Source organism: Maribacter algarum (ex Zhang et al. 2020) (assembly GCF_005885635.1).
GTDB lineage: Bacteria > Bacteroidota > Bacteroidia > Flavobacteriales > Flavobacteriaceae > Maribacter_C > Maribacter_C algarum.
This window is the reverse complement of record NZ_VATY01000002.1, coordinates 152,750-166,192: the sequence shown is the minus strand read 5'-3', so window position 1 is coordinate 166,192 and position 13,443 is coordinate 152,750. Positions and strand designations below refer to the sequence as shown.

The following is a 13,443-nucleotide window of genomic DNA, read 5'->3' as shown; positions in this document are numbered from 1 at the left end:
TATTTGATTTTTGGTTTGTAGGAATAGTAATTTTTAGAGAGACTATCTTGCTACTCTACCCGAAGCATCACCACCCATTAGTTTTTCTACCTCAGCTACCGTTACTAAATTGGCGTCACCTTTTATGGTGTGCTTCAAACATGATGCAGCTACGGCAAAATCAAGTGCATTCTGGTCATCTTCAGGGTACTTCAGTAATCCGTAGATTAATCCACCCATAAAAGAATCGCCTCCGCCTACTCGGTCTACAATATCAGTAATCTGGTATTGACGGGTTTCGTACATCTTTGAACCATCCCATAATACGCCCGCCCATGTATTGTGCGATGCGGAAATGGAACCTCTGAGGGTTGTAATTACCTTTTTTGCCTTTGGGAATTTTTTCATCATCTGTTTGCAAACTGATAGAAAAGCTTCGGCCTTAACATCATGACCGTCTTTATGAACATCCAATCCTTCCGGATGAATACCAAAGTGCTTTTCTGCATCTTCTTCGTTTCCTAAGATGATATCACAATAGGAAGTGATTTCAGTCATTATGGCTTCTCTATCTCCTCCATAGTTCCATAGTTTCGCTCGGTAATTCAAGTCCGTGGAAATCGTAATTCCCAAATCACTTGCTGCTTTAACAGCTTCTAAGCAAACATCTGCCGCACCCTGCGAAATCGCAGGGGTAATTCCTGTCCAATGGAACCATCCCGCGCCATCGAATACTTTCTCCCAATCAATCATTCCTGATTTGATTTCGGCAATGGCGGAATGTGCTCGGTCATAAACCACTTTACTTCCCCTACTCACTGCACCTGTCTCTAGGAAATATATTCCCAAGCGGTCGCCTCCAAAAACAATATTCTGTGTATTTACACCTCTTTTTCGCATTTCCATTAGCGCGCAATCTCCAATATCATTTTTAGGCAAACGTGTTACGAAGTCTACTGGAACCCCATAATTCGCCAAAGAAACAGCTACGTTGGATTCTCCACCACCATACACCACATCAAAACTATTGGCCTGAGAAAACCTAAGATATCCTGGAGGCGCTAAACGGAGCATTATTTCTCCGAAAGTTATTACTTTTTTCATTTCTACTAATTCATTATCATTCCATTCCCAATGCTGAACCCGCCTATTGGCAGGTTTGTTTCAGCAATGAGGGAATAATTTTAAGTTAAATATATTATAGGGGATACTATTTAAATTCCTAAAGCTTGTCCACCACCAATTTGGATGGTTTCGGCAGTAATAAACGAAGCATCCTTACTTGCTAAGAAAGAAACAACTCCAGCTACATCTTCTGGTTGACCAAGTCTCCCCAGCATAATGTTGTTTGCCCAAGAAGCAAAAACCTCAGGTTTAGTAGCTTTAATTTGAGCATGAAAAGGTGTGTCAATCGTACCAGGGGATACCGCATTTGCGCGAATTCCATATTCAGCTAAATCTTTAGCCAAGGCTCTAGTAATGGCATGAACTCCTGCTTTTGATGTTCCGTAGATTCCTGCTCCAGGTCCACCAGCTGTCCACCCTGCATTTGAGGTATAATTAATTATCGAAGGATGCTCTCCCTTTTTAAGAAAAGGGATGGCAGCTCTAGAGGCAAAAAATACAGAATCAAGATTTAAAGCCATTACCTTCCTGTAAAACTCAGTGGTCATTTCCTCGAACCTAGATCTTCCACCTAAGCCCCCTGCATTATTTACAAGAACATCGATTTTTCCATACTTTTCTCCAATTGCTACAATATTTGAAGTTACCGCTTCTTCGCTCGTAACATCAAAACCCATATACTCGGCAGTAATGCCTTCAGCAGTAAGTTCTTCGACTCTTTTAGCTCCTACTGCATCTTCAATACCGTTTAAAACAACTGTATATCCGTCTTTACCTAGTCTTTTTGCTACTTCAAAACCGATTCCTCCGGTCGCACCTGTTACTACTGCTACTTTTCCTGTTGCACTCATATTATCTATAATTTGATCTATTTAAATTTTACTTTTAAGGGGTTCAATTTTCGGACATAATATCCAGACACTTGCCAAAGCGATTATGGCCATGGTAGCGCCTATCACAAATGCAGGTGTATAATTTCCACCAGAGGTAAGCCAAGGGACTAAATAAATTAATCCTGCAGCTGTTAATTTAGCCGCCATTCCTGCAATCCCTGATAAGGTCCCAACCGTTTTTCCACCGAAAAAATCACTCGGTAATGTCTGAACGTTTCCAATTGCAGTTTGAAAGCCAAATAAAATAACGGCCATTATAAGAACAGCTGAGGTTGGTCCTCCCGGGTTTGCCATTGCCAATAAGCTAGGTAACATAATTAAACATCCAATAGTAATCACAACCTTTCGTGTTTTATCGACTGTCCAGCCTGCCTTTAAGCGGTTTTGGGCAAAAAGTCCACCGAACCAAGCTCCTAGCATTGCTCCTACATAAGGAACCCATCCGTAAATGCCTATCGTTTTTACATCCATACCATATACCTCATTTAGGTAAATAGGAATCCATACTACAAATAACCACCAGATTGGGTCGATGGCCGCAGAGGCAATAATAACTCCCCAACTTTGTTTGTGCGATAAAAGCTTTCCTGTATTTGGATTGTAACCCTCATCGTGCGTACCATCTTCATCTATATCTTGATTTTGCTGACCTGTTAAGATATACTGGCGTTCCTCTTCTGACAACCAAGGGTGCTTTTTTGGTGGTGCTTTTACTATTATCATCCAAGGAATTAACCATAATAAGCCTATTAATCCGACCAACACAAAAATCATTTGCCAACTAAAATAGACAGTCAAAAATGCAATCACCGGAATAGCAACTATTCCTCCAACTGCGGCTCCAGAATTGAAAAGACCTTGGGCAAAGGCCCGCTCTTGCGTAGGAAACCATTCAGCATTTGCTTTAGCAGCCCCTGGCCAGTTTCCTGCTTCTGCAATTCCTAAGATAGAACGAAAAATTCCAAAACTTAAGACCCCGCGGGCCAATGCATGAAGTGCTGTCGCAATGGACCATACCGCGATAGATATCGCAAAACCAAGTCGTGTACCCACCCAATCAAGTATCTTTCCAAAAATAGCTTGGCCAAAAGCATATGAGAACATGAAAATAACAGAGATGGTTGCAAAAATTTCTTTGCGCTCATCAGTGCTATTATCAGGAAATAAATCATCAGCAATATCTGGCCAAAGCACTCCAATTGACTGGCGATCAATATAATTTATAACAGTAGCCAAGGCAATCAAGCCAATAACCCACCATCTTAGTCCTTTGAATTTCATTGCTTTTTATTTTTTAATTCTAATAATATTTGTCTCGAATGGACAATAGTAAATCAGCAAGCGATATGCTTGTCTATGCATTTATTTTACTCAAGCTTCAGCTAAAATCTCTAGAAGCAATTGACACGGAAGTTCAATTAAAATTGAATCTGAATAGTTAAATTTTAAGTATTAATTCCCTTCATTTTACCATAATAGAAAAGACAAAATCGTGCAATTTTATCTTTTTGGGTATTTATGTTCTTCTAAATGTTATAACAATATTGATATAAAGCTTTAAAATGTACTTTCATTTTTTTCTTGGCTAACTGCGGGTCTTGCGCTTCTATGGCATCATATATGTCTTGATGTTCTTGAATTCCCATAAAGGCCATACCCTTATCACAGACATGGTACTTTTCAAAATTTGTAATAATCTCCGGTGTAATAATCAACATAAATGTATTCATCGTACTATTACCACTTGCCTTTGCAATAGCCAAATGAAAAAGGAGATCTTCTTGAACCGCATCCTCTCCATTATTAACTTTTTGACTATACGCCTCCAAGGCCATCTTCATTTGTTTCAAATCTTCCTCTGTTCTCCTTTGCGCGGCGAGTCTTACAGTCTTTAGCTCAAGTAATATTCTAGTTTCTACTAAAGATTTGAAATCGGGTTCTTCCAATCTCAAAATATCCTCCATCATACCATTCATCGCAACCTGACCGATATCGGCTACAAAGGTTCCGCTCTGAGGTTTCGATTTAAGTATTCCATAGAATTCCAATTTTTGAATAGCTTCTCTTACATTGGTACGACTTACCCCGAATCTCTCCGATAGCTGCCGTTCTGAAGGTAATTTATCACCGGGTTCGAGATTTTTATAATTCATCAAATCCCGAATCTTTGCTATTATTTCATTTTGGATTTCTCTATTTTCACTTTTAGTAAGGATTTCTATTTTCATACAACAATTACGGAATTTCAAAAAATTGGTTAACCAGATTGGTTTGTTAAAACTATGAAAAATACCTAAGTAAAAAAATTATTCACCTATTTGTTAAAAACCAAGACCATAATGCTAATTTTTGAGATAAAGAAAACTTACCGGCCCAGAAAATCAGACCGGTAAATTCTTCAAAAAACTAACTCAACTAACAATTTTAATATCCTGGGTTTTGGGTAATTGCTCCACCGCTTGCTAATACTTCCGAATTTGGAATTGGAAATACATGATAATTACTATTAATAGTCTCTCCCATTTCAGCATCAACGGTACCGGTTCTCACCAAATCAAACCATCTGTGACCTTCAAAGGCCAATTCCAATCTTCTTTCGTCAGCTAAAGCCTGCTTAACCAAAGCTTGGGTATTAATGGCTGCTGGATCCAAAGCATTTAATCCCGCACGAGTTCTTATATCATCTAAAAGACCTAAGACTTCAGCTGCCGATGAACCTGTTTCGTTCAATGCCTCAGCATACATAAGAATGACATCAGATAATCTCATTTCTATGAAATCCTGTTCAAGATTTTCGGGGTATTTCAGCCCTATACTTGCTCCTTCATCAATTGTTAAAGCTCTTCTTAAATCGCCACCGACCAGTGTATCATTGGCGACAGCATCGAAGGCAGCGACCAAATCTGGATCTAGCGGTGTAAGAGATTTTGTGTCACCTCCACTAAACCATCCTGGAAAACCAGTACCAGCGGTGTAAACGCTAGGAATAGAACTCGACCTTGATGTCGCAAAAAGTACTTCCGAATTACCATCAGCTACAACATTAGCAATGTCGGTTTCTAAACTAACACCTGCAGCCTCAGCGGTGTTGATAACTGCTGCCAGCTCGGTAGCGGCACTACTATAATCACCTCTATACATGTAAACTTTACCAAGAAAACCTCGAGCTGCAATCTGAGACACACGTCCGTTCGAAACTCCAGAATTGTCCAAACCAGATGCTGCAGCTTGTAAGTCAGGAATAATCACACTATTGTACACCTCAGTAGCCGCCTGTCTCACTAAAATAGATGAGTCCGATGTATCTGGAGACTCCGATAAATTCACGGTTACATCACCAAAGACCATTACAAGCTTAAAGTATGATAAACCTCTTAAAAACCGAGCTTCAGCGACCTGAGTGGCATCTGATGAATTATTAATAACATTATTTGCACTTAAGATTGCCTTGTACAAATTGCTATAGAATGGGCGAAAAAATTGCTCTACTAAATCTCCACCAGCCAAATCGGAATTGAATCTGTCAAATGCAGGATAAGGTTCTTCGTCCATTAACATATTGTCAGCTCTAAAATCACCCATTATTGCCAATGGTGTGGGTGTACCTGTTTGATAATGATATGCAGCATTCAAGGCTCCATTATAATCCGTCAAATTCGATGCTTCGATTTGTTTAGGAGGTATTTGATCTAAATCATTATCACATGCTGTTATCAAAAACAACGATGCAATTACTATAGATATATATTTCATTTTTTCCATTTTTAAAAATTAACATTCAAACCAAGCGTAAAGCTTCTTACAATCGGGCTCGCACCTTCTTGGTACCCGTAGGTCGTAGGGCCTAAATACCCTCCATTGGTTGTTTCAACACCTTCTGGGTTAAACGAGGTATAATTATCACCAAATAGATATAATAAATTGGTACCAGCAGCATAGATCCTTAAAGAACTAAGACCTATTTTGCTCGTCACATCCGAATCAACGGTATACCCTAAAGTCAGATTTCTCAATGCAAAGTAAGAAGCATCTTGAATACCTGAACCATGTGCATTTCTAGTCTGAACATAATGTTGGCCATTCGCATCTGCAATACCATCACCATCAGCGTCAAAACTATCACGTACTCTACCACCAAATTGTGATTTCCAGTAAATCGGATCGATGTTATAAACCTCCGCTCCTTGTGACCCCTGGAACTGTAGTGACAAATCAAAAGCCTTATAGTTCAAATTACTTGTAATACCATAGTAAAAATCTGGAGTAGCAGATCCTAATTTGACATAATCACCTTCATATGTAATTTCGCCATCACCATTTTGGTCTACAACGTACCATTCCGAGCTACCGAATCCAATATTTCTTGACGGATCAGCAATATGTATGGTTTCTACTTCTCCAGTAACTGCATAACCCCACATTTCTCCAAGTTCTCCGCCTACATAATTTCTAAACTCTGGGCCTCTACCACTCGGTCCACCGTAAACTGTTCGAGGGAGTTCGTCCAAATCACCTAGGCTAGTTATTTCCTGATTAACTGTAGATATGTTAGCACCTACGCTCCAAGACAAATCGCTCCCTTGGATAATACTGGCATTTAAATCCAATTCTAAACCAGAACTTGTTATATTACCACGGTTTAGTACTACAGAAGGCGTACCGAAAACTTCAGATACACTTTGGTTGATTAACATGTCTTCAATATCAGACGTGTAATAATCTACCCCAATTCTTAAACGATTGTTGAAAAAACCTAAATCAGCACCAAAGTTCGTTTCCGTATTGGTTTGCCAAGTTAAATCTGGGTTAGCCACATCATTGGGTATAAGAAATCCTGTTCCATTGGCAGTTGGTGCCGCTCCTAATAAGCTCAGTGCATTGTATGGACCTAAGAAGGACGTAGTTCCTAAGGAACCTGTACTAAACCTCAATTTGAATTGGCTGAGTGTTTCATTATCCTTTAGAAAAGATTCATTATGAATGTTCCAACCTACAGAAAGGGCAGGGAATGTTGCGAATCTATTGTTTGCCCCAAAACGTGAATCACCGTCTCTTCTTATCGATGCAGTTAATAAATAACGATTGTCAAAGGCATAATTAACTCTACCAAATACACTCCTTCTTGATATGGTCGCGTCTGTCTCTACTGAAATTACATCTTCAGGGGCAAACAGTCCATAATTTTGAGGAAGACCAATTGGCACATTCGTTCCGGTGGAACTTATTCCTTTAATATAATTATTTTGAAATTCAAATCCAGCTACTGCTGCTATATCATGTTTGCCAATCACTTTGGCAAAGTTCAAGGTTGTCTCACTTAAAACCGATGATCTTCTTATATTGGAGATATCCAAATCAGATTGATTCGTACGTTCGCGAGCATCCGCCAAAGTTCCTTGATAATAATAGGTCTCAGTATCCCTGAAATCTCCACCCAGAACGGTTTTGATATTCAACCCATCTAAAATCTCATATTGGAGATAAGAGCTTACGTTACCAAAATATGTCGTTTGGTATCTGCGTGCATTGTCAAATTTTGCCGCCGGACCTGCATCTCCTGACCCCCCGATACCATTTTGAGCTCTACCATAATGCCATTCGTGCGCAATATCGCCAGGTTGTAGGGTAAATATACTGGAGTTAATATTGCCCGTTCCCCTATATCCATTATCAAAGGGTTGAGAAAAAGCACCTGGAATATTCGCCCCTCCAGTTGCATCGAACAGAGCCTGTCTTTGAGCATCCAATTGTTGTACGAAATCAATAGACGCCTGAGTATGGTAAATTGGATGAATACTATATGCTCTTAAGAGGTCCCTCATATCATGCGGAACAATATCTTGCTTACCATAGAATCCATTGAAATTAACTCCGGCTTGGATTCTTTCACCTAAATTGGCATCGACGTTCAAACGTGCATTGATTCTTTCAAAGCCTTGTCCTCTTACGATACCCTCGGTATTCTGATAACCAACAGAAGCGAAAGCTCTTAAATCTTCACTACCACCACTTACACTAAAGTCATGACTTTGGGTATTACCATTTTGAAAAAGCCAATCTTCCATACTTACGACATCAGGAGCATTTCTAAGAGCGTTAAGTCTATAATTCAACAAACCGGGATCCACTTCAGAAAGGTCGTAGGCACTTGTTTCCAATTCATCGGCCCATTCTGAAGCCGTCTTAAGCATTTCAATGTCCTTTACATATTTTTGTGAGAAGCTTGTGTATGCGTTATAACTAAAATTCGCTTTACCTGATCTACCTTTTTTGGTAGTTACCAAGATAACACCATTTGCACCCCTAGATCCATAAATAGCTGCCGAAGCGGCATCTTTTAAAACCTCCAAACTTTGAATATCATTTGGATTCACTGTAGCTAGACTTCCGGAAATAGGATATCCATCTACTACAATTAGGGGACTTGAGTCTCCTGAGAGTGATGATGCTGCCCTTACTTGAATCTTTGGATCTGCACCTGGTTCACCACTTTGATTTTGAATCAATACCCCTGGTAACTTACCCGCCAAAGCATCGTCGACACGCGCTGCTTGAATCGCAGCAACTTCAGCACCTCCGACTTTAGCGACCGAACCAGATATGTTTGCTCTTTTTTGTGTTCCATAACCTACTACTACAACTTCTTCAAGTTGGCTAGCATCCTCTGCCAGAACTACATTAATAGTGTTTTGACCGCCAACAGCGATTTCCTGATTAGCGTATCCGATGTAGCTAAATACTAGGGTAGCTCCACTGCCAACATTGTCTATGGAATAATTCCCATCGAAATCGGTCTGTGTACCATTGGTGGTTCCTTTAACCACTACACTCGCCCCAGGCAATGGGCCACTAGAATCAGCAACCGTACCCGATACCGTCTGAGCCGAAACAGCGGAGAGACAAATAAGTGCTCCAAACAATAACAGCCTTTTTAATAACGTAATCTTCATAAAATTTAAGTTTTAGATAAATAGTTAGTCAATTTTACTTTTTAACATTTTAACAATTCCTGTTTATGTTAATGCAATTTGCCATAGATGCCTATTCTTAGAATTCAAATTTTATTATAAATTTGACGATTATGGCATTAATGGTGTCATATCGTATTACTTCCCTTCAAACTGAAGTAATTTGTTTAAAAGGATAGGCGTGCACCTGTCCTTTTTTTGTGCAGTTAGTTTACTATTTCATTAGCGTTTTTTGATTAGAGTTCATTAGTATAAGATCGTCTACAAATTGGTTATCCATATTGGTTTTCCATACTGGTTAACCAATTTGGTTTACCAAATATATGTTATTAGTTTGTTAAATAAAAATTAATTTTCAATTTTATGATTTGAATTTTTGAGAACCTAACAATAAGGTAGTCATTGAGTTACGAAAACCTCAACTAGGTATATTTGAGATATTCAAAGTTAATTCCCTTCTTGAGATTATGTATTTGCTCGAATTATAGGAGGTATTTCTAAGGCTAAGCAAACCTTAGTATTTGAATAACCTCAATTGACATTTATGACTTAGAGCTGTCTTTGCTGAAAGAAACTTGAAGACTGGCGAATGTTTTGGAAATAGTAGTGAACGTTTAATAACCTTAGAATTTGTACAGTCAACAATTACATATCTATCTTATTAATATGAAAAATGAAAATCGTACAATCTTATCTTTAATTTTCTCAATCTATATTATAACAATATTGATATAGTGTCTTAAAATGCACCTTCATTTTTTCTTTAGCTAATTTGGGCTTTTGGTCTTTTATTGCATCATATATATCTTGATGTTCTTTGATTCCTGAAAATGCTAAACCCTTGTCACAAACATGGTGCTCTTCAAACTTAGTTATAATCTCAGGGGTAATAATTAACATAAAAGTATTCATTGTACTGTTGCCGCTTGCTTTTGCAATTGCTAAATGAAAAAGCAAATCTTCCTGTACCGCATCTTCTCCATTTTCAACTTTTTCAGCATAAGCCTCTAAAGCTTTCTTCAATTGTATCAAATCTTCTTCTGTCCTCCTTAGAGCAGCTAACCGCACAGTCTTTAATTCAAGTAAAATTCTAGTTTCCACCAAGGACTTGAAATCCGGTTCCTCTAATCTTAAAATATACTCCATCATACCATTCATGGCTACTTGACCAATATCTGCTACAAAAGTGCCACTTTGAGGCTTGGACGTTAGTAAACCATAAAATTCCAGTTTTTGAATGGCCTCTCTAACATTACTTCTACTAACACCAAATTTCTCAGATAGCATTCGCTCTGAAGGTAGCTTGTCCCCCGGTTCAAGATTTTTGTAATTCATCAAATCCCTAATTTTGGTAATGATGTCAGTTTGAATTTCTTGATTTTCAGGTCGTGTTAGTATTTCAATCTTCATAAATAGATATTAGTTTCGATTTGCTATCCCAGTTAATTGGTTAAAATAAGGCTAAAACCTTATTGAGCCAGACCTTTAGGTCAAAAGGAGCTAAATTATAGTTATAAATCACCTTCCCTAAAGTTAATGACATCATTACCGGTCATATAGACCGGCTAGATGTCTTAAAAAACTAACTCAAACAACTCTATAAATTACCTATTAATAGCCTTAGCTATGCGAGCTTACTTTTCAATATTGAATCAATAAATCATAAAATTTAATCTTGCAAAAGGCTTCAGAGTCCGTTGTTTAAAAATAATTTCCTAGTTTAAAATAATTTTCAAGGACAACCCATTTTACTATGTGAATATCGTCAAAGGTTTTAAAACCTCAATGGCAACGTAATTCAATATTTCTAGCGGTTCAACTCTGATTAGTTTTCTGTTTTCAGTACTAGGTAATAATGTTTCCTTCCAGTTATTTAAATCAATTTCCAGAAGTACAAATGATGATTCTTCTTGATAGGATTATCTGTATCAACTAGTACCTCTGGCATTTCTTTTCTACTACACCTTTTTTTGTCATTTCCGTAAAGGACGTATGATTATGAAAAAAACTGAAAATAACTCAAGGCTAGAAGCTATTTGATTCATGGAAGTTTTACCTATGAACTTTTTCAAAACCATTCACCAACACAATTAATGATTTACACTGAGTTCATAGAGCTTTACCTTTGCAAAGGCTCCCTTGTCTCTTGACTGAAAATAATTTCCAACTTTAAAGTAGTTTTCAAAAACTCCCCATCTTTTAATACTAGCACTATCATAAACAAAAAATTCATGCTTATTTAATGACACTACCATTTTTCCATCCGTAACATTTATCTCAAGCGCAAATTTTCTGAAGCCAACTTCCTGTTCAAAATTTTTGCCTTCGTCATCAGTCCATGCCTCCTTATATAGGATGCCTTTTTGATTAACACCAGCATATTTCAAAACCTTGGTTTTTACTCGGATTTTTCCATTTTGCCAATAAATTTTTAAAATAGGTGGAGCATTATTGTCTTTTTGCCCTATCAATTCACGCTGTTCATTTGTTAATCGACCATGTATCTGTGCTATAATTACCTTATGATACTTTCCATCGTCTGCTCTTGAAACCTCATCCATTGCCATTTTTGCCTTTAGATTAGCTCCTTCAGCAAATGTCCAATTAACTTTGTCGTTTCCGGGTTCCATTTGTTCTCGAAGTTCTGTCCGAGAATACTTCGTGTTAGCAGTGGTCGCATCGGTTGGGTAGGCATAAAATACTAAAGCTCCAGAAGCAGAATCATTATACATAAATGGCCTTAGGACATCATTATTGGCATAATCCAAAATCGCTGGCGGTTCAATGCTGGTTGCACCACCTTTTCCCTCACCTGCTGGTATGGTAACCTTCCAATTACTTAAATCAATTTCAGGAAGTTTTACTTTCCTTTTTCTTTTTTTAGGTTTTTCAACTCTTGTTTCCGATGCTGTAACGCTACTTTTCTTACTTTGAGAAGTAGCGTTGACAGATACGAACATTAGTACTGTACATACTAAAAGTCCTTTTCGGAAACTTTTCATCAAAAGTAAAATTATAAAGCAATCACCTTTACATTGTCAATATAGGCGTCTTTGGGACTCACTGCATAAAACATTACAGCTACTTCGCCGCTGATATTGGCGGTAAATGGAATTTGAACCAATGTTCCAAAATCGTTGTTTGTATCTGAGAATTTCCCTTCAGCTACGAACCCTTCATCAAACCCTAAATTATTACCAAGATTAGCGGCAGCATCAGCTCCATCATCATAATGCTGATCTAATATCAAACCTACTACCCTTCTTCCTCCAACAGGGTCAGTTCCACTATCATCTTTAATAGCATATTGATACTGCAAAATATAATTAGCACCAGGGGTTAAGACCAACTCTTGATACGCGAATCTAGAACTAGAAGATCTAAACTCCCCAGCAGACTGACTTGAAGACCATTTTGCTCCTCTTGTTTTACCTCCAGTATCATTTCCGTCGATATCGAAGTCAGAACCATCTGAACTTGAACCGAAAGGGTTCGTAGTTCCATCAGTAAATTTTCCCCATTTCCAGAAATCTTGACCATCCTCGAAATCTCCATTAATAATAGTCGAGCCAGTCATTCTAGGCATATAGATATTATCCACATAAATAGTTGCATGATCGTTTGTAGTTCCACTAGAAGCTACTTCAAATACTATTGTTTCAAATTGAACAACAGGTGATGAGAAATCTGTATCTAAATTGAAATCAAAACTAGTCCATTCACCATCCGTTAAATCTAAATCATCAATAACATGGCTAACGGAATTCGTGCTGTCAACTAAAGTTATTTTCAATTTATCAATACCTTCTGCAAAATTAGAATACACGTCAAAATGAATTTCTGACGAACCTACACCACTATAAAAAGCATCTGTAGCAACTATTTCATCACTCAATGATACAACCCCAGTATCACTATGCAGTCTAGAAAATTCAAGTAAATTGTTCCCAGATTCCAATGCTATAACTTTACCTCCCGTCCCTGCCGAACCAAAGGAAGTAGCATCAGTAAAAATATTCAACAAATTATATCTTTTCCCGGAAGGTGATGAAGGAGCAGTTCCAATAGGTTGCACGGTGTGGTCCACCGTTATATCTGTAGTTTTAGTTATACCTGCAGCAGTTACGGATATTGTATAATCCGTCGAAGCATCTTTATTGGAATAATCGTGAGTGACCGTCTCTCCTTGTGCTGCGGTAACTGTACTACTGCCATCACCAAAATCTACTACATAAGAATCAACACCTACCGTAAGTGGCTTTACCGTTACAATTGTACCATCACCGTCCGTCGACGTTGAAAAACTGGAAAACACTGCTGCTGTCTTACCGACAAATGAATCGTCTGGTGCAATTGGGATATAACCCTCGTCATCACATGACACAATCATAAGGCCTACTATTAGCAAGGTGCCTATTCCTTTTTTTAATGAATTCATAATATTTTTGTTTGTTTATTTTTTTGTTTATCTCTGTCCA

At 38.0% G+C, this 13,443-nt stretch carries 9 protein-coding genes; all 9 read right to left on the bottom strand.

Annotation, left to right across the window (positions count from 1 at the left end):
- Nucleotides 1-42: 42 nt before the first annotated feature.
- Nucleotides 43-1,083, bottom strand: coding sequence for a sugar kinase (locus FEE95_RS09595; RefSeq protein ID WP_138657727.1), 1,041 nt, complete (start codon nucleotides 1,081-1,083; stop codon nucleotides 43-45).
- 110 nt (nucleotides 1,084-1,193) lie between these two features.
- Complete coding sequence (locus FEE95_RS09590; protein ID WP_138657726.1) at nucleotides 1,194-1,955, bottom strand: SDR family NAD(P)-dependent oxidoreductase; 762 nt, start codon at nucleotides 1,953-1,955, stop codon at nucleotides 1,194-1,196.
- A 21-nt stretch (nucleotides 1,956-1,976) separates the two neighbouring features.
- Nucleotides 1,977-3,278 (bottom strand): MFS transporter, encoded by a 1,302-nt coding sequence (locus FEE95_RS09585; protein ID WP_138657725.1) that lies wholly within the window; start codon nucleotides 3,276-3,278, stop codon nucleotides 1,977-1,979.
- 245 nt (nucleotides 3,279-3,523) lie between these two features.
- Complete coding sequence (locus FEE95_RS09580) at nucleotides 3,524-4,225, bottom strand: FadR/GntR family transcriptional regulator (protein WP_138657724.1); 702 nt, start codon at nucleotides 4,223-4,225, stop codon at nucleotides 3,524-3,526.
- Nucleotides 4,226-4,421: 196 nt separating this feature from the next.
- On the bottom strand, nucleotides 4,422-5,750 hold the full coding sequence (locus FEE95_RS09575; protein ID WP_138657723.1) for a RagB/SusD family nutrient uptake outer membrane protein: 1,329 nt from the start codon (nucleotides 5,748-5,750) through the stop codon (nucleotides 4,422-4,424).
- Nucleotides 5,751-5,761: 11 nt separating this feature from the next.
- A complete protein-coding gene (locus tag FEE95_RS09570; protein ID WP_138657722.1) occupies nucleotides 5,762-8,947 on the bottom strand; it encodes a SusC/RagA family TonB-linked outer membrane protein in 3,186 nt (1,061 codons plus the stop codon).
- A 723-nt stretch (nucleotides 8,948-9,670) separates the two neighbouring features.
- The gene (locus tag FEE95_RS09565; RefSeq protein WP_138657721.1) at nucleotides 9,671-10,375 is read right to left on the bottom strand and encodes a FadR/GntR family transcriptional regulator; all 705 of its coding nucleotides are present in this window, start codon (nucleotides 10,373-10,375) and stop codon (nucleotides 9,671-9,673) included.
- A 680-nt stretch (nucleotides 10,376-11,055) separates the two neighbouring features.
- Nucleotides 11,056-11,967, bottom strand: coding sequence for a polysaccharide lyase family 7 protein (locus FEE95_RS09560; protein ID WP_138657720.1), 912 nt, complete (start codon nucleotides 11,965-11,967; stop codon nucleotides 11,056-11,058).
- Nucleotides 11,968-11,978: 11 nt separating this feature from the next.
- Entirely contained in the window at nucleotides 11,979-13,403 is a 1,425-nt protein-coding gene (locus FEE95_RS09555; RefSeq protein ID WP_138657719.1) for a hypothetical protein, read from the bottom strand.
- Nucleotides 13,404-13,443: the final 40 nt, after the last annotated feature.